The organism is Rhizobium atlanticum, assembly GCF_030182485.1.
In the GTDB taxonomy this organism is placed as follows: domain Bacteria; phylum Pseudomonadota; class Alphaproteobacteria; order Rhizobiales; family Rhizobiaceae; genus Rhizobium.
Genome location: NZ_JAQJCJ010000019.1, coordinates 24,331 through 46,451, shown reverse-complemented (window position 1 = coordinate 46,451; position 22,121 = coordinate 24,331). Strand labels below are relative to the sequence as shown.

General features: G+C 61.1%; 19 protein-coding genes. 8 read left to right on the top strand and 11 right to left on the bottom strand.

Annotated elements, in window-relative coordinates:
- Positions 1-9 precede the first annotated feature (9 nt).
- Positions 10-717: a DUF502 domain-containing protein gene (locus tag PH551_RS24825; protein ID WP_085778152.1), complete on the top strand. Its 708-nt coding sequence runs from the start codon at positions 10-12 to the stop codon at positions 715-717.
- A gap of 66 nt (positions 718-783) precedes the next feature.
- On the opposite strand, the gene recG is transcribed toward PH551_RS24825, so the two are convergent.
- Positions 784-2,889, bottom strand: coding sequence for an ATP-dependent DNA helicase RecG (recG, locus tag PH551_RS24820; protein ID WP_285195414.1), 2,106 nt, complete (start codon positions 2,887-2,889; stop codon positions 784-786).
- A 92-nt stretch (positions 2,890-2,981) separates the two neighbouring features.
- On the opposite strand from recG, the gene PH551_RS24815 reads away from it, so the two are divergent.
- The 4 genes from PH551_RS24815 (at position 2,982) to PH551_RS24800 (ending at position 7,668) form a co-directional block, all read left to right on the top strand.
- The gene (locus tag PH551_RS24815; RefSeq protein WP_085778154.1) at positions 2,982-3,287 is read left to right on the top strand and encodes an FAD assembly factor SdhE; all 306 of its coding nucleotides are present in this window, start codon (positions 2,982-2,984) and stop codon (positions 3,285-3,287) included.
- Entirely contained in the window at positions 3,284-6,790 is a 3,507-nt protein-coding gene (gene mfd, locus PH551_RS24810; protein ID WP_285195413.1) for a transcription-repair coupling factor, read from the top strand. Before PH551_RS24815 ends, mfd begins: the two co-directional genes overlap by 4 nt.
- 12 nt (positions 6,791-6,802) lie before the next feature.
- Positions 6,803-7,270, top strand: a complete 468-nt coding sequence (locus PH551_RS24805) for an OsmC family protein (protein WP_085778156.1) — start codon at positions 6,803-6,805, stop codon at positions 7,268-7,270.
- A 65-nt stretch (positions 7,271-7,335) separates the two neighbouring features.
- On the top strand, positions 7,336-7,668 hold the full coding sequence (locus PH551_RS24800; RefSeq protein WP_285195412.1) for a DUF6572 domain-containing protein: 333 nt from the start codon (positions 7,336-7,338) through the stop codon (positions 7,666-7,668).
- Between the two features lie 28 nt (positions 7,669-7,696).
- Here the strand turns inward: PH551_RS24800 and PH551_RS24795 are convergent, their stop codons facing one another.
- The 3 genes from PH551_RS24795 to PH551_RS24785 are packed head-to-tail and all read right to left on the bottom strand — an operon-like array spanning position 7,697 to position 10,797.
- The gene (locus tag PH551_RS24795) at positions 7,697-8,254 is read right to left on the bottom strand and encodes a GrpB family protein (protein WP_285195411.1); all 558 of its coding nucleotides are present in this window, start codon (positions 8,252-8,254) and stop codon (positions 7,697-7,699) included.
- Between the two features lie 8 nt (positions 8,255-8,262).
- The gene (locus PH551_RS24790) at positions 8,263-8,934 is read right to left on the bottom strand and encodes a DsbA family oxidoreductase (RefSeq protein WP_285195410.1); all 672 of its coding nucleotides are present in this window, start codon (positions 8,932-8,934) and stop codon (positions 8,263-8,265) included.
- Positions 8,935-8,994: 60 nt separating this feature from the next.
- Positions 8,995-10,797: an extracellular solute-binding protein gene (locus tag PH551_RS24785; RefSeq protein ID WP_285195409.1), complete on the bottom strand. Its 1,803-nt coding sequence runs from the start codon at positions 10,795-10,797 to the stop codon at positions 8,995-8,997.
- Between the two features lie 287 nt (positions 10,798-11,084).
- Here PH551_RS24785 and PH551_RS24780 point away from each other — a divergent pair, with 287 nt between their 5' ends.
- Positions 11,085-11,750, top strand: a complete 666-nt coding sequence (locus PH551_RS24780; RefSeq protein ID WP_064691599.1) for an invasion associated locus B family protein — start codon at positions 11,085-11,087, stop codon at positions 11,748-11,750.
- Between the two features lie 321 nt (positions 11,751-12,071).
- Here PH551_RS24780 and hspQ read toward each other — a convergent pair whose 3' ends face one another.
- The 3 genes from hspQ to PH551_RS24765 all read right to left on the bottom strand — a co-directional run bounded on the left by hspQ (position 12,072) and on the right by PH551_RS24765 (position 14,387).
- Positions 12,072-12,401 carry a heat shock protein HspQ gene (gene hspQ / locus PH551_RS24775; protein WP_097601118.1) on the bottom strand — a complete coding sequence of 110 codons (330 nt, stop codon included), beginning with the start codon at positions 12,399-12,401 and terminating at the stop codon, positions 12,072-12,074.
- Positions 12,402-12,560: 159 nt separating this feature from the next.
- Positions 12,561-13,970: a type I glutamate--ammonia ligase gene (gene glnA, locus PH551_RS24770; RefSeq protein WP_085778160.1), complete on the bottom strand. Its 1,410-nt coding sequence runs from the start codon at positions 13,968-13,970 to the stop codon at positions 12,561-12,563.
- Positions 13,971-14,048: 78 nt separating this feature from the next.
- Positions 14,049-14,387 carry a P-II family nitrogen regulator gene (locus tag PH551_RS24765; RefSeq protein ID WP_285195408.1) on the bottom strand — a complete coding sequence of 113 codons (339 nt, stop codon included), beginning with the start codon at positions 14,385-14,387 and terminating at the stop codon, positions 14,049-14,051.
- Between the two features lie 343 nt (positions 14,388-14,730).
- On the opposite strand from PH551_RS24765, the gene PH551_RS24760 reads away from it, so the two are divergent.
- Complete coding sequence (locus tag PH551_RS24760; protein ID WP_285195407.1) at positions 14,731-16,203, top strand: NAD(P)H-hydrate dehydratase; 1,473 nt, start codon at positions 14,731-14,733, stop codon at positions 16,201-16,203.
- A 5-nt stretch (positions 16,204-16,208) separates the two neighbouring features.
- On the opposite strand, the gene PH551_RS24755 is transcribed toward PH551_RS24760, so the two are convergent.
- Genes PH551_RS24755 through uvrA form a run of 3 tightly spaced genes read right to left on the bottom strand, consistent with a single transcriptional unit; the run spans position 16,209 to position 20,418 of the window.
- Positions 16,209-17,015: a DUF72 domain-containing protein gene (locus PH551_RS24755; RefSeq protein ID WP_285195406.1), complete on the bottom strand. Its 807-nt coding sequence runs from the start codon at positions 17,013-17,015 to the stop codon at positions 16,209-16,211.
- 23 nt (positions 17,016-17,038) lie between these two features.
- The gene (locus PH551_RS24750; RefSeq protein ID WP_285195405.1) at positions 17,039-17,500 is read right to left on the bottom strand and encodes a GNAT family N-acetyltransferase; all 462 of its coding nucleotides are present in this window, start codon (positions 17,498-17,500) and stop codon (positions 17,039-17,041) included.
- The gene (gene uvrA / locus PH551_RS24745) at positions 17,497-20,418 is read right to left on the bottom strand and encodes an excinuclease ABC subunit UvrA (protein WP_285195404.1); all 2,922 of its coding nucleotides are present in this window, start codon (positions 20,416-20,418) and stop codon (positions 17,497-17,499) included. The genes PH551_RS24750 and uvrA overlap by 4 nt, the downstream gene beginning before the upstream one ends.
- Before the next feature lie 281 nt (positions 20,419-20,699).
- Here uvrA and PH551_RS24740 point away from each other — a divergent pair, with 281 nt between their 5' ends.
- Complete coding sequence (locus PH551_RS24740) at positions 20,700-21,215, top strand: single-stranded DNA-binding protein (RefSeq protein ID WP_285195403.1); 516 nt, start codon at positions 20,700-20,702, stop codon at positions 21,213-21,215.
- A 117-nt stretch (positions 21,216-21,332) separates the two neighbouring features.
- Here PH551_RS24740 and PH551_RS24735 read toward each other — a convergent pair whose 3' ends face one another.
- On the bottom strand, positions 21,333-21,980 hold the full coding sequence (locus PH551_RS24735) for a MarC family protein (protein ID WP_285195402.1): 648 nt from the start codon (positions 21,978-21,980) through the stop codon (positions 21,333-21,335).
- Positions 21,981-22,121: the final 141 nt, after the last annotated feature.

Here is a 22,121-nt window from a genome sequence, read left to right as displayed (position 1 = left end):
TCAGGAGAGATGACCGACAACACCCCCAGAATGCCGGTCGCGACCCGGCTGAGGAATAATTTTCTCGCAGGCCTGATCATCTGCGCGCCGATCGCGATTACCATCTGGCTGACCTGGACCTTCATCCACTGGTCGGACAGCTGGGTCAGGCCCTATATTCCGGCGCGCTGGAATCCGGAAAGCTATCTCAATTTCGCCATTCCCGGTTTCGGCCTGCTGACGGCGGTCGTGCTGATCACCGTTGTTGGTTTTCTCGGCAAGAACCTGATCGGCCAGAGCATCGTGGGTTTCGGCGAATCGGTCGTCCAGCGCATGCCGCTGGTGCGCACGATCTATAGAAGCGTGAAGCAGATTTTCGAAACGGTGCTGAAGGAGCAGTCTAACTCCTTTAAGAAAGTCGGCCTCATCGAATATCCCAGTCCCGGCCTCTGGGCGCTGGTTTTCGTGGCCACCGATGCCAAGGGCGAGATCGCTTCGAAGTTCAACGCCATGGGCCAGGATATGGTCGCGGTCTTCCTGCCGCCGACTCCGGTGCCGACCGCCGGTTTCCTCGTCTTCGTGCCGCGCGAGAAGATCGTGCTGCTCGACATGTCGCCGGAAGATGCGGCTAAATTCCTGATCTCAGGCGGGCTCGTGGCTCCTGAAATCCCTCAGTCCGAGCCGAAGCCGAAGCATTTGCCGCGGCCGAAGCCGGTGGCGGTTTCCAAGGCTGATTGATGCATGTCGCCCAAAAGTGTTTAGCGGTTTTGCGATAACGCCATGCATGGCGCGTAGTGGCGCGCTTCATCCTGCTCTCAGAAACCGGATCGCCTCATCTCGGCGGAAGAGATAGAGCAGGGTGCGGATCGCCTGTCCTCTTTCGCTGGTCAGTTCCGGATCGCGCTCAATGAGGTAGGCCGCATCCTTACGAGCAATCTCAAGCAGATCGGCATGCGCCTCGAGGCTGGCAATGCGAAAACCCGGCGTGCCGGATTGCCTTGTGCCGAGCAATTCGCCTTCGCCGCGCAGCTTCAGATCCTCTTCGGCGATGCGAAAACCGTCCTCCGTCTCTCGCATGATCGAAAGCCGGGAATGGCCGGTTTCGCCGAGCGGCCCCTTATAGAGCAGGATGCAGGTCGAAGCCTCATCGCCGCGCCCGACGCGGCCGCGCAGCTGATGCAGTTGCGCCAGGCCGAAGCGTTCGGCATGTTCGATCACCATGATCGTCGCATCCGGCACGTCGACGCCGACCTCGACGACGGTGGTGGCGACGAGAAGGCGGGTCTCGCCGTTCTTGAAGGCCATCATCGCCGCATCCTTCTCCGCGCCGCTCATACGACCGTGGATGAGGCCGATATCGGGACCGAGCGCGGAGACGAGCGTCGCATGCCGCTCCTCCGCCGACATCAGGTCTAGTTCTTCGGACTCCTCGACCAGCGGGCAGATCCAGTAGGCCTTCTTGCCTTCAGCGATCGCCACCCGCAGCCGTCCGACGATTTCGCCTGTTCGTTCCATCGGCACGGTGATTGTCTGGATCGGTTTGCGGCCGGCCGGCTTCTCGGTGAGTTTGGAAACGTCCATGTCGCCGAAGGCAGCCAGCACGAGCGTGCGAGGGATGGGCGTCGCGGTCATGACAAGCATATGCGGCGAGATGCCCTTCGCCGTCAGCCGCAGGCGCTGGTGAACGCCGAAACGGTGCTGCTCGTCGACGACGGCAAGCATCAGGTTTGCGTAACTGACGCTCTCCTGAAATAGCGCATGCGTGCCGATGATGATCTGCGCTGCGCCGGAGCCGATGCGTTCCAGGATGTCTTCGCGTTCGCGCCCTTTGGTGCGCCCGGTCAGCACTTCGATGCCGAGGCCGGCGGAGGCGGCGAATTTCGAGATGGTCGCGTGGTGCTGCCGCGCCAGAATTTCAGTCGGCGCCATCAGCACGGCCTGGCCGCCGGCCTCGATCACCGCCGCCATCGCCATCAGCGCCACCAGCGTCTTGCCGGAGCCGACATCGCCCTGCAGCAGCCGCAGCATCCGCTCCTGACCGGCCATGTCCTTCAGGATCTCGGCGATCGCATCGTTCTGGCTTGACGTGAGCGAGAAGGGCAGCGCCTTCACGATCTTACTGCTGACCGCACCGGTGGCATGCACCGGCTGGCCCGCCACTTTGCGCAGCCTCTGGCGCACCAAGCTGAGCGACAGTTGGCCGGCAAGAAATTCGTCATAGGCAAGCCGCCTTCGGGCAGGGGCCTGTGGATCGACATCTGCGGGATCGCGCGGCTCGTGCAGCATATGAAAGCTGTCACGGATCGACGGCAGACCCTGCTTCTGCGTCAGCATCAAGTCGATCCATTCCGGCATCTCCGGAAAGCGCGGCAGGGCGGCGTCGATAATCTTGCGCAGCGTTTTCGGCGAAAGCCCCGCCGTCAGCGGATAGATCGGCTCGACGAGCGGCAGGCTTTCGGCCTCCTCCGCTTTGACGATATAGTCGGGATGCACCATCGAGGCGCGGCCGTTGAACCAGTCGATCTTGCCGCTGACCGCCACCTCCGCATCGATGGGCAGCTGCTTTTCCAGCCATGCCGCCTGGCCGCGGAAGAAGACCAGCGTCAGCTCGCCGGTCTCGTCGTGCAGGAAGACCCGATAGGGGACATTGCTTTTGCCGCGCGGCGGCACCTGATGCCGATCGACACGTGCGGTGATGGTGACGATCGCGCCCTGCGGCGCCCGGGCGATCCCCGGCTGATTGCGCCGGTCGATCAGCGAGAAGGGAGTGTGAAACAAAAGGTCGATGACCCGGCAATCCTCCGGCGTCTCGCGTCCGAGCAGCTTGACCAGCAGTTCGGCGATCTTCGGGCCGACGCCCGGAAGGCCCGAAACGGGAGAAAACAGCGGATCGAGAATGGCGGGGCGCATGCGGCCAAAATGCGATGAACAATGCCGCCTTGGCAAGGCTGACAAGCCGCTTTCGAGGGTCTATAGAGGCGCATCAACAGGAAGGTAATGCTATGACAGGTGTCACGCTCACGAGTGCCGGTCTCGACCCGCGCCGCCGCCGGATCCTTTTCCGCTGCTGGCACCGCGGCATCCGCGAGATGGATCTGGTCTTCGGCCAGTTCGCCGAAGCCGAGCTCGCGACGCTGTCGGAAGCCGAGCTCGACGAGTTCGAAACGATTATGGCAGAAGAGGACAATGATCTGGTCCGCTGGATTATGGGAACCTGGCCAGTGCCTGAGCGTTTCCGGACTCCGATGTTTGCCAGGCTTGCCGCCTACAAGCCCGATTTCGACAAGCCCCTCAGGACGCCGGAATGATCCCTGGTTTTGATGCGAAGAAGCTTGCGGCCATTGCCGAGCCGCTGACGATCGGTAATGTGCCCGCCGGCCTCGAACCGCTGCTGCTCGCCGAGCTTGCCCGAGCGGGAGAACCGGTGGCCTATGTCATGTCGGACGGCCATCGTATGGCCGATCTGGAACAGATGCTCGGCTTCGTCGCCCCCGACATTCCGGTTCTCACCCTGCCGGCCTGGGACTGTCTGCCCTATGACCGCGTCTCGCCGAGCGCCGATACCTCGGCGCGCCGGCTTGCCGCACTCGGCGGCCTCATCGCCCATCGCAAGAAGCCGCATGCCGCGATCGTGCTCGTCACCGCCAACGCCATGCTGCAGAAGGTGGCGCCGCATGATGTCATCGAAAGCCTGAGTTTTTCGGCCCGTCCAGGCAACCAGCTGCGCATGGATGATCTCGCCGGGCGCCTGGAGCGCAACGGCTTTGACCGCGTCGCGACCGTTCGCGAAGTTGGCGAATATGCCGTGCGCGGCGGCATTCTCGATGTCTTCGTTCCCGGTTCGGAAGAGCCGGTCCGCCTCGATTTCTTCGGCGATACGCTGGAGAGTATCCGCAGCTTCGATCCCGCCAGCCAGCGCACCACCGGCCAGGTGCGCTCCCTCGATCTCAACCCGATGAGCGAGGTGACGCTGACGCCGGATACGATCGGCCGCTTCCGCAAGAACTATCTCTCCGCTTTCGGCGCGACAACGCGTGACGATGCGCTTTATCTCGCCGTTTCCGAAGGCCGGCGCTATCCCGGCATGGAGCACTGGCTGCCGCTCTTCTACGAGAAGCTTGATACCGTTTTCGATTATCTCAGCGGCTTCCGCATCATTACTGACCACACGGTGCGCGAAGCAGCCGAGGAACGCTCCAAGCTTGTCCTCGACTATTACGACGCCCGCCTCAATTCCGGTCAACCGGCCAAAGGCCAGATGGCCCAGGGCACGCCCTACAAGCCGGTGACGCCAGGCCAGCTTTATCTCGACAGCAAACTCTTCGCCAAAACCCTCGACGCACTCGGCGCGATCCGCATCAGCCCGTTCAACGAGGTCGAGGGTGAGGCAAGGCGGGTCGTCAATGTCGACGCCCGCCAGGGCCAGCGCTGGGCTCGCTCGAATGCCGAAGGCGGAGGGGATGCCGAACGCATCAACATCTTCGACGTCGTCGTCAAGCATGTCGCTGACCGCCGCGCCGCCGGCGCGAAGGTGCTCATTACCGCCTGGACAGAAGGTTCGCTGGAGCGCCTGCTGCAGGTTCTGAACGAGCACGGCCTGGAAAAGGTCAAGCCTGTCGAGGCGCTGAAGGATATACGCTCGCTGGAGAAAGGCGAGGCCGCTGCCGCGGTGCTCAATCTCGAATCCGGCTTCGAGGCGGGCGATCTCGTCGTCATCGGCGAGCAGGATATTCTCGGCGACCGCATGGTGCGCCGTTCCAAGCGCCGCAAGCGCGCCGCCGATTTCATTTCGGAGGTCGCCGGCCTCGACGAAGGCTCGATCGTCGTTCATGCCGAACATGGCATCGGCCGTTTCATCGGGCTGAAGACCATCGAGGCGGCGGGCGCCCCGCATGCATGCCTCGAACTGCAATATGCCGACGAGGCCAAGCTCTTCCTGCCGGTGGAAAACATCGATCTTCTCTCGCGCTACGGCGGCGAGGGCACCGATGCCCAACTCGACAAGCTCGGCGGTGGCGCATGGCAGATGCGCAAGGCCAAGCTCAAGCGGCGCCTGCTCGACATGGCCGATGCGCTGATCCGCATCGCCGCCGAGCGCCTTACGCGCCATGCGCCGATGCTGACGGCGCCGGACGGCCTTTACGACGAATTCGCCGCCCGCTTCCCCTATGACGAGACCGAGGACCAGGACAACGCCATCGACGCGGTGCGTTCCGACCTCGGCGCCGGCCGGCCGATGGACCGGCTCGTCTGCGGCGATGTCGGTTTCGGCAAGACCGAAGTGGCCTTGCGCGCCGCTTTCGTTGCGGCGATGAACGGCGTCCAGGTCGCGGTCGTCGTGCCGACGACTTTGCTCGCCCGTCAGCATTTCAAGACCTTCTCCGAGCGTTTCCGCGGCCTGCCGGTTCGCGTCCAGCAGGCCTCTCGCCTTGTCGGATCGAAGGAGCTGGCGCTGACCAAGAAGGAAGTGGCGGACGGCAAGACTGACATCGTCGTCGGCACGCATGCGCTGCTCGGCGCCGGCATCAAATTCGCCAATCTCGGCCTGCTGATCATCGACGAGGAACAGCATTTCGGCGTCAAGCACAAGGAGCGGCTGAAGGAGCTAAAGAGCGACGTGCATGTCCTGACGCTGTCGGCGACGCCGATCCCGCGCACGCTGCAGCTCGCCATGACTGGCGTGCGCGAACTGTCGCTGATCACCACGCCACCGGTCGATCGCATGGCGGTGCGCACCTTCATCTCGCCCTTCGACAGCCTAGTTATTCGCGAGACGCTGATGCGCGAGCACTATCGCGGCGGCCAGAGCTTCTATGTCTGCCCGAGGCTTGCCGATCTGGCGGATGTGCACGCCTTCCTGCAGTCCGACGTGCCGGAGCTGAAGGTCGCCGTCGCCCATGGCCAGATGCCGGCCGGCGAACTGGAAGACATCATGAACGCCTTCTATGAAGGCCGTTACGACGTGCTGCTGTCCACAACCATCGTCGAATCCGGCCTCGACGTGCCGACAGCCAATACGCTGATCGTCCATCGCGCCGATATGTTCGGCCTTGCCCAGCTCTATCAGCTGCGCGGTCGCGTCGGCCGCTCCAAGGTGCGCGCTTTCGCGCTCTTTACCCTGCCGGTCAACAAGGTGCTGACGGCGACGGCCGAGCGCCGGCTGAAGGTGCTGCAGTCACTGGATACGCTCGGCGCCGGCTTTCAGCTCGCAAGCCACGACCTCGATATCCGCGGCGCAGGCAACCTGCTCGGCGAGGAGCAGTCAGGCCACATCAAGGAGGTCGGTTTCGAACTTTATCAGCAGATGCTGGAAGAGGCTGTCGCCGAGGTCAAGGGTGTCGACGAAATCCACGATACCGGCTGGTCGCCGCAAATTTCGGTCGGCACCACCGTGATGATCCCCGAGAGTTACGTGCCGGACCTGCATCTGCGTATGGCGCTCTACCGCCGATTGGGCGAGATTACCGAACTCAAGGAAATCGACGGATTCGGCGCCGAGATGATCGACCGCTTCGGGCCGATGCCGATCGAAGTCCAGCATCTCCTGAAGATCGTCTACATCAAGTCGCTCTGCCGCACCGCAAATGTCGAAAAACTCGACGCCGGCCCGAAGGGTGTGGTCGTGCAGTTCCGCAACAAGGAATTTCCGAACCCGGCAAATCTCGTCGCCTATATCGGCAAGCAGGGTACGATGGCGAAGATTCGCCCCGATCACAGCCTGTTTCTGACCCGCGACCTGCCGACGCCTGAGAAGCGCTTGCAGGGCGCGGCAGTCATCATGACGCAACTGGCCGAGATGGCCAAGCAATAGAGGGAGACGCCTATGGCGACACATGCCGCGAGGATTGCCTGGCAGCGCAACGGCGAGATCTTCACCGACAACCGCTACAGCCGCGTCCATCGCTGGACCTTCGACGGCGGCATCGAGGTGAGGGCGTCCTCATCCTCGCATGTAGTTCCGTTGCCCTATTCCGCCGAGGATGCGGTCGATCCGGAGGAGGCTTTCGTCGCCTCGCTCTCCAGCTGCCACATGCTCTGGTTCCTGTCGATTGCCGCCAAGCAAGGCTTTTGCGTCGACAGCTATACCGATGCCGCGGAGGGCGTCATGGAGAAGAACAGCGAAGGCCGTCTTGCCATGACCGTAGTGACGCTAAGGCCGCATGTCGTCTTCAGCGGCGAAAAGCAGCCTTCGCTCGGCGAGCTCGACGCCCTGCATCATCGCGCCCACCACGAATGTTTCATCGCCAATTCGGTGAAAACCGAGGTGCGCTGCGTTCCGGTCTTGGGCTGAGCGGCGCCAAACCGGAAGCCCCGGAGTTTCACCCTAGGATCAGTTTCGCCTATTGCGTAATCAGAATGTCTCTAGGTCAAACGAACGTAGTTGATGCCATCGGTGTAGATGACACGACAGGCGAGCTGGTGCTGACTATCACGGATCGCTTTGAGTGGACGGTAAGAGTTGATGAGCACCTTCTGTTGCTGCAAGAAAAGCTCAAGAGCTATCTGCGCTTTGTTGAGAGCGGAGAGATGTTGGAGGTATACCCTGACGCCAAAGGCCGGGCAGTGCTGATAGACGTCGTATGCAAATATCCACCTAGCCAGCTGGCCTTAGGCTTCTACAACCAAGTTGCAAAGATCGTTGACGGGACAGGAATAAAGCTTCAACACCGCTTGTTTAGTGCAGATTAGCTACTTAGCGACGAATACGTCAACAATGCTAGTCCCCTGGCGGTTCTGACCATCCGATCAGCTTTGCCCACTCATTGGCGCCGTCCATGATGATGTCGAACACCGGATCCTTGATGTCGTAGTAGAAATCGACGTCGTCTGGAAACCTTTGGGCAAGCCGCTGCTTGATCAGGGCGTAGGCGCTTGCCGCTATCGGATGGGCGCGCAGGAAGTCGCGGCAAAGAAGAGAATATCGCTGATTGAAACGGCCCTTCTCGCGGATGTGCAGATTCGCCGAACGCCCCTTGCTGCGATAGAAGGCTTTGCGCAGGTCGTCTTCGGCCAGATCAAGTTCCGGAGGGCAGTGATCGATGACGATCGGCCTGCGCTCGAAGCCCGCCTCTGCAAATGCATCGGCATCGACGTCAGCTAGATCGTTCACCGTAAGCTGGAGATCGATGATATCCTTGGCTGGAAGCCCGGGAATGGCCGTCGAGCCGATATGATGCAGATAAGCTCCGGCGGGCGCTGCGCCCATGACGGCGCGCTTGAGCGCTGCGAAATCCTCGATCCAACTTTGTCGCGGCTGTTCGATCTCGATTCGCATCGATGGGCTCAGTTCAGCCCCGATCGCGCCTCGGCCTTTGCCTTTGCGATGTCGCGCAACGCGTTCGCCAGCACGTCAGGCGTCTGCGCGCCGCTCACGGCATACTGCTGGTCGAAGATGAAGAAGGGCACGCCGTTGACGCCCATCTCCTGTGCCGCCTTGATTTCGGCGACGATCAGATCGCTATCGGCATTGGACGCAAGCAGCGAGGCGATGACCGACCGGTCGAGGCCAGCCTTCTCGGCGATGTCGAGCAGCACCGCATGGTCGCCGACATTGCGGCCTTCTTCGAAATTCGCCTTGAACAGGGCGGTGACGACCTTGTCCTGCTTCTCGCGGCCTTCGATCATCGCCCAGTGGATCAGCCGGTGGGCGTCGAGCGTGTTCGGGCCGATCTTGATCGCCGCGAAATCGAAGGCGATGCCGACCTCGCGACCGTAGTCGGTCAGCATTTTGTGCGCCTGCGCCACGCGCTCCTCGCCCCCGAGCTTCTCAGCCAGCGCCTTCTTCTGGTCGACGCCTTCCTTCGGGTAGTCCGGATTGAGCCGATATGGCCGCCAGTTGATGTCGACGTCGATCTCGTCCTGCACTTCGGCAACGGCGAGTTCCAGCCGTGCCTTGCCGAGATAGCACCAGGGGCAGACGACATCCGAGACGACGTCGATGGTGATGCGCTCCATGATGATGTTCCTTCTGTGTGTCTCCGGAAGAGACATTGGGCCGAAGTGTTTCGGCCGCTTCTATTGGGCGCTTGTATCCCACCAGACCGGCAGCTGGTAGCCGTAAAGCGGTACCGCGTCGGGATGGCCGATGCGCTTGCTGCGGGCAACCCACTGCTGGTCCATATGGTACAGCGGCAGCACGTAGTGGCTGGATAGCAGCAGCCGGTCGTAAGAGCGCACGGCGGCAGTGAAATCCTCTTTCGAGCGTGCTCGCAATACGTGATCGATCAGCGTGTCGAGATCGGGATCATTGGCGCCGGCAAAGCTATCCTTGCCCTCTTGAGTGCGCGCTGCCGAAGACCAGCGGCCGAGTTGCTCGGTTCCAGGCGACAGCGACGAAGTATAGGACTTGATGATCATGTCGTAATCGAAGCTGTTCGTCCGGCTCTGATACTGCGAATCATCGACTGTGCGAATCGAAGCCGCAATGCCGATCGTCTGCAGCGAACGCTGATAGGCGACGGCAAGCTTCTCCTGGTCGGCATTCTGCGTCATAATCTCGAACGCGAGTTGGTGGCCGGAGGCGTCGACCATCTTGCCGCCCTGGATCGTATAGCCGCCCTGTTTCAACAATCCGACCGCCTGCTTCAGCACGTTGCGGTCACGGCCGGAGCCGTCGGTAAGCGGCAGTTTATACGTGCCGTCTAGAATTTCGGGTGCGATTTTGTCCTTGATCGGCCCGAGCAGGGCAAGCTCGGTGGCATCGGCGGGAACACCGAAGCTCGAGAGTTCGGAGTTCTGCCAGAAGCTCTGGGTGCGCTTGTAGGCGCCGGAATAGAGATTCTTGTTCGCCCATTCGAAATCGAACACCAGCGACAGGCCTTCGCGCACCTTTGGATCGGCAAAGATCGGCCGGCGCGTGTTGAACACGAAACCGAGCATGCCGCTTGGCAGTTTCGGCGTGAACACGTCCTTGATGACGGCCCCAGAGGTGGCCGCCGGGAAATTGTAAGCGTTAGCCCAATGGCCGGGATTGCCGTCGGGATAGAGGTCGACGTCCCCCTTCTTGAAGGCCTCGAACAGCGTTGTATCCTGCAGAAAATACTGAACGGTTATCTGGTCGTAATTGTCGGTCCCCACCTTCGCGGGAATATCCTTGCCCCAGTAGGTTTGATCGCGCTCATATGTGATACTCTCGCCGGGTTTCACCGTCTTCACCTTATAGGGACCGGAACCGACCGGCGGCGTCAGCGACGTACGGTCGAAGCTTTCCGGATCGATCGCATGTTTCGGCAATACCGGGAAAAGGCCGAAAATCAGCGGCGTCTCGCGGTCAGCCTTCTCATTGAAAGTGAAGCGCACGCTGTGTTCGCCAACCTTCTCCATCTTGGCGACGACTTTTAAGCGTTCGGAATAGGGCACACGTCCCTTGTCACGCATCAGCTCGAAGGTGAACATGACGTCCTCCGGCGTCACCGGCTGACCATCGGACCATTTCGCCTTCGGATTGAGGTTGAACTGGATGAAACTCCTGTCGTCGTCCCATTCGACCGTTTCGGCAAGCAGGCCGTAAAGCGTGAACGGCTCATCCCGGGAGCGCTGCATCAGCGATTCGTAGACAAGGTTTCCATATTCCGGATCCCACATGCCGCGCGCCGTCGTGCGCATGCTCTTCAGGATGAACGGGTTGAGGTTGTCGAATGTGCCGACGACGCCATAGGTGATCTTGCCGCCCTTTTTCACGTCGGGATTGACGTAGGGAAAGTGCTTATAGTCAGCCGGCAATGCCGGCCCGCCATGCATTGCTATGCCGTGCAGCGGCTCAGCGGCGACGGTGCCGCACAGCAACGAGAGGACGAGAGGGATGGCGATCCGGAGCATTCGGCGATCCTTGAATTCCGCGAAAAATGGGCATGATTCATGCCGGAGATTAGCATGGGGTCGACCGATTCCAACACGCAGGGGGCATTCTTTCCGCGGCACATGAAATTGCGTCGCAAATCGCCAAAGAAATGCTGGATATCTTGAACGCTGCGATGTAACAGGTGAACCCGAAGTTTTGGGGTCATGCATTTGCCTTATTTTTCCATGAGGTGGAGTGCCGAACGACCCGATGGTTGGGGCGGCACGTCGCTGCTCTGAACGGATATCAGGAGACGGAATTCGTTATGATGTTCAAGTCTGAAAAGAAAATGCGGGCAGCACTGTCCGTTCTGGCAGTGATGTTCGGCGCCGCTTCGGCTCCGGTCTCCTCCTTCGCACAGGATGCGGCGGCACAGGCTCCGGCCGATGCTCCGGCACAGGCCGCTGGCGCACCGAAGCTTGGCTGGTACAAGACCTGCAGCAAGCAGGAAGACAACGACATCTGTGTTGTCCAGAACCTGATCCTCGCCAATGGCGGCCAGCTCGTCACGGCTGTCGGCCTGATTTCGGTCACTGGCAAGATCAACCGCAAGCTCCTGCAGGTCTCGGTTCCCACGGCACGCCTCATTCCTCCGGGCATCAGCATGCAAATCGATGGCGGCAAGGGCCAGAAGCTCGACTACGCCGTCTGCCTGCCGGACAAGTGCACGGCCGAAATTCCGCTGACCGACGCGATGATCGCCAGCCTCAAGAAGGGCAGCGATGTGATCTTCACCTCGATCAACTTCCGCCGCGCGCCGAACCCGATCAAGATTTCGCTCGAAGGCTTCACCGGCGCTTATGACGGCGAACCGGTTTCCGAATCGAAGCTCGCCGAAAGCCAGCGCAGCCTGCAGGAAGGCATGCAGAAGAAGGCTGAAGAAGCCCGCAAAAAGCTGGAAGACGCCCAAAAGGCTGCCAAGGCTCAGTAATCTAGCCGACAGGCTTGAACAAAAACCCGGCTTCGTGCCGGGTTTTTTGTTGGTAATCTCTGCGCTCTACGCGGATAGCCTCACCCTAACCCTCTCCCGTAAGACTGGGAGTGGGGACGTGCCATGCGAGAGTTTGTGGGGGGCGAGGGCTGCGGCATATTCCCTTCTCCCCGCGAGCGGGGATCCGCTGGACGGGTCGAGACGAGTGGTTCGACCCAGGTCGGTGTCGGCAGGCGGATAAGGGGCATCCCCCACCGTAGGCCAAAAGAAAGGCCTCGCCGGGAGATGCGAGGCCTTGTTGATTTCGTCGGTCATCCGCTCCTAGTGGGCGAAGCTCATCTTGGGTTTGAACTGCCCCGACGGGGCCTGATCGAAAATCTGGTAGATCTGAGGGTTGCGAAGCGGCGTGCCGCTTTCGTCATTCACCAAGTTCTGCTCGGAGACATAAGCGACATATTCGCTTTCGTCATTTTCGGCGAGCAGGTGGTAGAACGGCTGGTCCTTGCTCGGCCGCACCTCGGCCGGAATGGAATTCCACCATTCCTCCGTGTTCGCGAATTCCGGATCAACGTCGAAGATCACGCCGCGAAACGGAAATACCTTATGCCGGACCACTTCGCCGATATTGAACTTTGCTAGTCTTTCTTTCATGGTACGACTTCCTTTCATCACCAAATTTGGTGATTGGTGCGGTGCAAATCAAGATTTTTGCACCAGCGCGTCACATGAACGTCATATCCTCCTTCTGGCGTTCATGACCCGGGGAGGTGAAAGCCCCGGCGAACCGGGACTTTCCGTCATTGCGGCCGATCAGGCCGAATAATACATGTCGTACTCGACCGGATGCGGCGTCATTTCGAAGCGCATCACCTCTGCCATCTTAAGTTCGATGAAGGCATCGATCTGGTCGTCGTCGAAGACGCCGCCTGCTGTCAGGAACTTGCGGTCCTTGTCGAGGCTTTCGAGCGCTTCGCGCAGGCTGCCGCAGACGGTCGGGATCTTTTTCAGCTCCTTCGGCGGCAGATCGTAGAGATCCTTGTCCATGGCCTTGCCCGGATGGATCTTGTTCTTGATGCCGTCTAGGCCGGCCATCAGCATGGCGGCAAAGGCGAGATAGGGGTTGGCAGTCGGATCCGGGAAGCGGACTTCGACGCGCTTGGCCTTCGGGTTGGAACCGAACGGAATGCGGCAGGACGCCGAGCGGTTGCGGGCCGAATAGGCGAGCAGAACTGGGGCTTCATAACCTGGGACGAGACGCTTGTAGGAGTTCGTCGACGGATTGGTGAAGGCGTTGATCGCCTTGGCGTGTTTGATAATGCCGCCAATGTAGAACAGGCAGGTCTCCGAGAGGCCCGCATATTCGTCGCCGGCAAAAGTCGGCTTGCCGCCCTTCCAGATCGACTGGTGCACGTGCATGCCCGAGCCGTTGTCGCCGAAGATCGGCTTCGGCATGAACGTCGCCGTCTTGCCGTAGGCGTTGGCCACCTGGTGCACGACATATTTGTAGATCTGCATCTTGTCGGCGTTGCGCACCAGCGTATCGAACTTGATGCCGAGCTCATGCTGGGCGGCGGCGACTTCATGGTGATGCTTTTCGACCACCACGCCCATCTCGGAGAGCACCGTCAGCATTTCCGAACGCATGTCCTGGGCGCTGTCAACAGGCGGAACCGGGAAATAGCCGCCCTTGACGCGCGGGCGGTGACCGAGGTTGCCGGTTTCATAGTCGGTGTCATCGTTCGACGGCAGTTCGGTCGAATCGAGCTTGAAGCCGGTATTGTAGGGATCGGCCTTGTACTTGACATCGTCGAAGACGAAGAATTCGGCTTCCGGGCCGACAAACACCGTGTCGCCGATGCCGGATGCCTTGAGATAGGCTTCGGCCTTCTTGGCGGTGCCGCGCGGATCGCGGTTATAGGCTTCGCCGGAAACCGGATCGAGAATATCGCAGACGATAACCATGGTCGACTGAGCGAAGAACGGGTCCATATGCACCGTTTCAGTGTCGGGCATGAGCACCATGTCGGATTCGTTAATGGCCTTCCAGCCGCCGATCGAAGAGCCGTCGAACATCACGCCGTCAGCGAACATGTCCTCGTCGACGCTGGCAACGTCCATCGTGACGTGCTGCAGCTTGCCCTTCGGATCGGTGAAGCGCAGATCGACGAACTTGACGTCGTTTTCCTGGATCTGCTTCAGAATTTCGCTTGCGGTCGCCATTAAATACCTTCCTCCAATTTGTGATAACAATGGGTGGGCGCGGTGACGCTATCGGACTTTGCGCGCTTGGCAAAGTGGTCAGATGGCATCGATGCCGGTCTCGCCGGTACGGATGCGGATCACCTCTTCGACGTTGGATACGAAGATCTTGCCGTCGCCGATGCGGCCGGTCTGAGCCGCCTTGCGGATGGCCTCGATGACCGCCTCCGCGTTCTCGTCCGCCAGCACCACCTCGACTTTCACCTTCGGCAGGAAGTCAACGACGTATTCGGCGCCGCGGTAGAGTTCCGTGTGGCCCTTCTGACGACCGAAGCCCTTGGCTTCCGTGACTGTAATACCCTGCAGGCCGACTTCCTGAAGGGCTTCCTTCACTTCGTCCAGCTTGAAGGGCTTAATGATCGCTTCGATCTTATTCATGAGAAAATGTCTCTCCGCTTCTCCTGTTATGGCAGGGATGTTCCCGCTCGCGGATATGATGCAGATATCGTGCCAGTTTGAAATCCGTCTTATTGAAAAAAGACGTCAATTTTGTCGAAACCGGCGCGTCCGTGGGTGATTTAATGTCGATTTGGTGACGAGAGAGGTGGAAAAACATCGCCGTCGAAGAAAAATTGGCCGAAAACCGAAAAAGTCAGGTTTTCCGTCCACTGCAAAAGCCGGTTGCGAGTCGATTAAAATATAAGCAAATGCACAAATAGAGTCCCCTTGTGCGTCTCTTCAGGCGGTTGTTTTTTGTGCGTTTTTTGAATTGAATAGGCTCATGAGCAAACATCTCTCAGAGCTTCTGGTGACGCCTGCCGAAATGAGCGCCATCGATGCGGCCGCGGCTGCTTCGGGAATCGATTCCTTCGGCCTGATGGAAAGGGCGGGGGCCGCCGCCGCGGCTGCCGCGCTCAGGCTTCATCCTGGGGCGATGCGTTTCGTCGTGATCTGCGGCCCCGGTAACAACGGGGGCGACGCCTATGTCGCGGCAAGGCATCTGCTGGAGAGCGGAGCGACCGTGGCGCTTTTTCATCTCGGCGATCCCGCAAAGCTGAAAGGCGATGCCGCCCGCGCTCGGGCCGGCTGCCCGTTGGAGGGGCAGGAGCTCGGCCTCTATCGGCCGCAAGCCGGTGACGTCGTCATCGACGGTCTGTTCGGAGCAGGGCTCGGGCGCGCGGTGCCGGCCGATGTGGGCACGTTGATCGAACGCGTCACCGAGGCTGGTTTGCCTGTGCTTGCCATCGACCTCCCCTCCGGCCTCGATGGCCGCACCGGCAAGGCGCTGGGTGCTGCCTTCCAGGCGCGCAACACCATCACCTTCATGACCCGCAAACCCGGCCATCTTCTGATGCCGGGCAGGCAGCTTTGCGGCGAGTTGGAAGTCTTCGACATCGGCATTCCCGCCCGGATTGTCCGGGCCGAGGCGGGCGGCGCCGTCGCCGAGAACACACCTGATGCCTGGAAAGGCGTGCTCCCGGCCGAGGAGCTGGAAACCCACAAATACAAGCGCGGACATCTGGTCGTTTTTTCAGGCGAGGCCGACAGGACCGGAGCTGCTCGCATGTCGGCGGTCTCCGGCCTGAAGGCCGGCGCCGGCCTGGTAACGATCGCTGCCCCCGGCGCGGCGATGGCCGCCAATGCCGCGCATCTTACAGCCGTCATGCTGCATGCAGTCGACGACGAGGCGGATCTGGCAGGATGGCTCTCCGACAAACGGCTGCAGACCTTCGTGCTCGGCCCCGGTTTTGGCATCGGCGCGAGAGCCCGCGGCTTCGTCGCTGCGCTTGCCGATCGCCGGCTCGTGCTCGATGCCGACGGCATCTCTTCATTCAAGGACGATCCGCAACAGCTTTTCGCCCTGTTCCGGGGCGAACCGCGCCTGGTGCTGACGCCGCACGAGGGCGAATTTTCGCGGCTCTTTCCCGACATCGGCGACGACGAGGCGCTGGGGAAGGTGGACAAGGCCGTGGCCGCCGCGCGCCGCGCCAATGCCGCGATCGTCTATAAGGGGGCCGATACCGTCATCGCCTCGCCGGACGGGCGCGCGCTCATCAATACCAATGCGCCTGCCTGGCTTGCCACCGCAGGTTCCGGCGATGTGCTTGCCGGCATTATCGGGGGATTGCTTGCCCAGGGATTGCCGGCCTTCGAGGCCGCGGCCGCCGGCGTGTGGCTGCACGGAGCGGCAGGTCAGCGCACCGGCAAGGGATTGACGGCGGAAGATCTGGCGGCGGCGGTATTGCCGCTTTAACCGACTTATTCCTCGAGCAACCTCTGCAGGGCGATCGCCCCGTGCGGCGCATTGACTTTGCCCTCATGGATCATGAAAGCGAAGATGTCGCGCGGCTCGGCCGTCACCTGGCGATCCGCGTCGATCAGCGGCAGATCGTCCGGGACTTTGCCCTCGGCCCAAGTCTCGAGCCGCTTTGCCCAGGCCTTCAGATCCTTGTCGGGATAGCAGGTCGGAATATCATCCGATCCCTTCTGCAGCCGGGCATAGACGAAATCGGCCGTCACATCGGCGATCATCGGATATTCGAAATGTTCGGCGCAGACCGGCGCCACCCCATATTTCGCCAGCAGTCCGACGAATTCCGGCACCTTGAACGAATCGTGCCGCACTTCGACCACATGGCGGAGCTTCAGCCCGTCCTGCTTTGCCGGCAGCAGCTTCAGGAAGGCTTCGAAATCGTCCGGATCGAACTTCTTCGTCGGCGCGAACTGCCAGAGCAGCGGCCCGAGATGGTCGCCGAGCTCGCTGATTCCGGATGTGAGGAAGCGCTCCATCGATTCACCAGCCTCGGCCAGCACCCGCCGATTGGTAACGAAACGCGTGGCCTTCAGCGAAAAGATAAAGCCATCGGGTACATCCGCTGCCCATTTCGCAAAGACCGCAGGCTTTTGCGTGCTGTAATAGGTGCCGTTGACCTCGATGACCTTCAGCTGACGGCTGGCATAATGCAGCTCGTCCTTCTGTTTCAGGTCTGCCGGAAAGAAATGCCCGCGCCAGGGCTCGAAGGTCCAGCCGCCGATGCCGGTGCGGATAGTGCCGGATTTAGCCATGTCGTCCTCCCAGTTCGCGGCAGTCAGGCCGCATGAATCTTTTTCATCATGTCGACGAGCGTCCATCCTGGCCGATAAGGGTTCGGCCGGCGACCCGTTTCCTGAAATCCGAAGGCGCGATAGAGTGCGACATTCCGCTCCATCCGAGCATTCGTATAGAGCCGGATCTCCGGCGTGGCCCATTCCCGCGCCTTGCCTTCCAGCCAGTTGAGCATCGCCCGCCCATGCCCGGCGCCCTGAAAGGCGGGTAAGACGGCGATGCTGAACAACATGAGGTGATCGGGATGCCGCTCGACGACGACAAGGCTTGCCGCTTCTCCATCGGTCTCACGCAACCACACCTCGCCGCGTTCGATGCGTGGCGCGTAATCTTCCGTCACCGGGATCGGCGGTGCGCCGAGGCGTTCGGTATAGGGCTTGTAGGCGGCTGCGGTCAGGGCCGTGACCGTTTGGAGATCGTCGGGCGAGGCCAGCCTCATCCTCATTCCGCTGCAACCGCCTTCTTCGCCGGCCGCCGCTCAAGCAGCTCCTTCAGGAATTGGCCGGTATAGGACCGCTTTTCCCGGACGATCGCTTCCGGTGTGCCTGTCGCGACGATTTCGCCGCCGCCATCACCGCCTTCGGGGCCGAAATCGAGCACCCAGTCTGCTGTCTTGATGACTTCGAGATTGTGCTCGATCACCACCACCGAATTGCCCTGGTTGACGAGTTCGTGCAGCATCTCCAGGAGCTTGGCGACATCGTGGAAGTGCAGGCCGGTCGTCGGCTCGTCGAGAATGTAGAGTGTGCGTCCGGTCGAGCGTTTCGACAGCTCCTTGGCGAGCTTGACGCGCTGCGCTTCGCCGCCCGAGAGGGTATTCGCCTGCTGGCCGACCTTGATGTAGCCGAGCCCGACATCCTTCAGCGATTGCAGCTTGTCGCGCACGGCAGGTACCGCCGCAAAGAAATCGACGCCTTCTTCCACCGTCATGTCGAGCACGTCGGCGATCGACTTCTGCTTGAAGGTGACGTCGAGCGTCTCTCGGTTGTAACGTTTGCCGTGGCAGACGTCGCAGGTGACGTAAACATCGGGCAGGAAGTGCATCTCGATCTTGATGACGCCGTCGCCCTGGCATGCCTCACAGCGTCCGCCCTTGACGTTGAAGGAAAAGCGCCCCGGCTGGTAGCCGCGCGCTTTCGCTTCCGGTAAGCCCGCGAACCAGTCGCGGATCGGTGTGAAGGCGCCGGTATAGGTCGCAGGGTTCGAGCGCGGTGTGCGGCCGATCGGCGACTGGTCGATATCGATCACCTTGTCGATATGCTCGAAACCGTCGATGCGGTCGTGGTCGGCCGGAATTTCGCGCGCGCCCATGACACGCCGTGCCGCCGATTTATAGAGCGTCTCGATCAGGAACGTGGACTTGCCGCCGCCGGAAACGCCGGTCACCGCCGTGAACACGCCGAGCGGGATCGACGCCGTGACGTTCTTCAAATTGTTGCCGCGTGCGCCGATCACCTTGATCTCGCGGCCCTTCTTCGGCTTGCGGCGCTCATGGGGAACGGGCACGCCGAGCTCGCCGGAGAGATATTTGCCGGTCAGCGACTTCGGATTGTCCATGATATCCTGCGGCGTGCCGTGGGCGATGACCTGGCCGCCGTGAATGCCTGCCGCCGGGCCGATATCGACGACGTCGTCGGCCGTCATGATCGCGTCCTCGTCATGTTCGACGACGATCACCGTGTTGCCGATATCGCGCAGGTGCTTCAGCGTGTCGAGCAGTCGGGCATTGTCGCGCTGATGCAGGCCGATCGACGGCTCGTCGAGCACATAGAGCACACCCGTCAGGCCCGAGCCGATCTGCGAGGCGAGCCGAATGCGCTGGCTCTCGCCGCCCGACAGCGTGCCCGAATTGCGCGAAAGGCTGAGATATTCCAGGCCGACATCGTTGAGGAATCGGAGGCGGTCGCGGATTTCCTTGAGGATGCGGACCGCAATCTCGTTCTGCTTGGCGTTGAAGCTCGCCGGCAGCGCCTCGAACCAGTCGCGGGCGACGCGGATCGACATGCCGGTCACTTCACCGATATGCAGCCTGTCGATCTTCACCGCCAAGGCCTCCGGCTTCAGGCGGAAGCCGTTGCAGGAAGGGCAGGGAGCGGCCGACATGAAGCGCTCGATATCTTCGCGCGCCCAGGCGGAATCCGTCTCCTTCCAGCGGCGCTCGAGATTGGTGACGATGCCTTCGAAATTCTTGTGCGTCGTATAGGAACGGGCGCCGTCGGCGTAGTGGAACTCGATCTTGTCGTCCGTGCCGTTGAGGATGACGTCCTTGGCCTCGTCGGACAGGTCGTTCCAGCGGGTGCCGAGCTTGAAGCCGTAATGTTTGCCGAGCGCTTCCAGCGTCTGGTTATAATAGGGCGAGGTCGACTTGGCCCAGGGCGCGATCGCCCCGTCGCGCAGCGTCCGCTCCGGTTCGGGCACGATCAGGTCGGGATCAATCTTCTGCTGGGCGCCGAGACCGTCGCAGGTCGGGCAGGCGCCGAAGGGGTTGTTGAAGGAGAAGAGCCTGGGTTCGATTTCCGGGATGGTGAAGCCCGAGACCGGGCAGGCGAATTTTTCCGAAAACAGCACGCGCTCATGCGTCTCGTTCAGCGACTTGTTGGCCGAACCGCCGGCCGAAGTCTCCTCCGGCGGCAGCGGCTTGTCGGCGAATTCGGCGATCGCCAGCCCGTCGGCGAGTTTCAGGCAGGTTTCAAGGCTGTCGGCCAGGCGTGCCGACACATCCGGGCGCACGACGATACGGTCGACCACCACGTCGATGTCGTGCTTGTATTTCTTGTCGAGAACAGGCGCCTCGGCGATCTCGTAAAACTGCCCGTCAACCTTGACGCGCTGGAAGCCCTTCTTCATCAGCTCCGCCAGTTCCTTCTTGTATTCGCCCTTGCGGCCGCGCACGAGCGGCGCGAGAATGTAAAGGCGCGTGCCCTCGCCGAAAGCGAGGATGCGGTCGACCATCTGGCTGACGGTCTGGCTCTCGATCGGCAGGCCGGTCGCCGGCGAATAGGGAACGCCAACGCGGGCAAAGAGCAGGCGCATGTAGTCGTAGATCTCGGTGACGGTGCCGACCGTCGAGCGCGGGTTGCGCGAGGTGGTCTTCTGCTCGATCGAAATGGCAGGCGACAGCCCGTCGATCTGGTCGACATCGGGCTTCTGCATCATTTCGAGGAATTGCCGGGCATAGGCCGACAGACTCTCGACATAGCGCCGCTGGCCCTCGGCATAGATCGTGTCGAAGGCGAGCGAGGATTTGCCCGAGCCTGAAAGACCGGTCATGACGATCAGCTTGTTGCGCGGCAGATCGAGATCGATGCTCTTTAGATTGTGCTCGCGCGCGCCACGGATGGAGATCGTCTTCAGTTCGCTCATCGTCTCTGCTTTGGTTTTCTGGATAACAGCCCTTATTTAGTGATGCCGACGGGCGAGTCGAGGCTGAATATCCTGGATGGCTCAAGGTTTTCGATTCTGTTGACAGGATCATACGGATAAACTAGAACAAATAAAGAACAAAATTCCTGATGGATGCATGCGGCTTTCTGATGGGATTAATTGTGGATTAAACACCGTTCGCGCGCATCTGCGGTCTCTATGGTTTAAGGTGCGCTGATCGATCAACGCCGCCGGGCAGGGCGGCAGGCAGGGTGAGAAGCATGGCTGGTAGCGTAAACAAGGTAATTCTGGTTGGAAACGTGGGTGCAGACCCCGAAATCCGCCGCACTCAGGATGGCCGGCCGATCGCCAACCTCCGTATCGCGACCTCGGAAACCTGGCGCGACCGCAATTCCGGCGAGCGCCGCGAGAAGACCGAATGGCACACCGTCGTCGTCTTCAACGAAGGCCTTTGCAAGGTCGTCGAGCAATATGTGAAGAAGGGCGCCAAGCTCTACATCGAAGGCCAGCTGCAGACCCGCAAATGGCAGGATCAGCAGGGCCAGGATCGCTATTCGACGGAAGTGGTGCTGCAGGGCTTCAATTCGACGCTGACGATGCTCGACGGCCGCGGCGACGGCGGCGGCGCAAGCTCCGGCTTCGGCGGCGGCCGTGGCGGCAGCAGCAGCAATGATTACGGCGACGATTACGGCGCCCCGGCTCCCTCTTCATCGCCGAGCCGCGGCGGTGGCGGCGGCAACTTCTCGCGCGATCTCGACGACGACATCCCGTTCTGATCGGCCGCCTACTCTCGCTTTATGAGAGCATGATGTCCTGGGCGGGCGTCATGCTCTTTTTCTTTGATGCCAGGGCAGATGGTCTAAACGGATCGCGCGGTGCATCTGCCGCGCTTTTTATCGAGGCGTCGCGCTGATGAGGTTGAGCGCGGCTTTCGCGCCGTCGACGACGAACTGCACCGCAAGGGCTGCGAGGATAACGCCGAGCAGGCGGGTCAAAATCGCCCGGCCGGTGACGCCGAGGAAACGGTCAAGCCTTTCGGCGACGAGCAGCATGAGGAAGGTCAGCAGCAGATTGGCGGCGATGACGGCGATCAGCTGCGCTTTTTCGATCGTCGTCGGCAGCGTGCCCGCAAGCAGGATCGTCGCCGAGATCGCGCCGGGGCCGGCGATCAGGGGAAGGGCGAGGGGAAAGACGGCGATATTTTCGATATGATCCTTGGTGACGGCCGCCTCGGAGGCCTTCTCCTTGCGTTCCTGCCGCCTTTCGAAAACCATCTCGAAGGCGATCCAGAAGAGCAGCAGTCCGCCGGCGATGCGGAAGGCGCCGATGGAGATCCCGAGCACGCCGAGCACGCTTGAGCCGAACAGGGCGAAGACGGCGAGGATGATGAAGGCGATGGTCGAGCCGCGCAGCGCTACCTGGGTACGCTCGGTCCGGCTCATGCCTGCCGTCAGTCCCAGGAAGATCGGCGCGAGCCCTGGCGGATCGATGGTGACGATGAGCGTTGTGAAGGCGTTGATCAGTTGGTCGGCGCTTGCCATCGTCTCTCCCGAACCCCATATGAATGCCGGGGTTTTCATGATTGTGAAGCGGGGATTCCGATTTGGCAAACATCCAGCGGCGTATTGCCCGATCCGGCCGCGAAAGTTATGTGTTTTACCCTCTTTAAGCCGCAAAAGCCT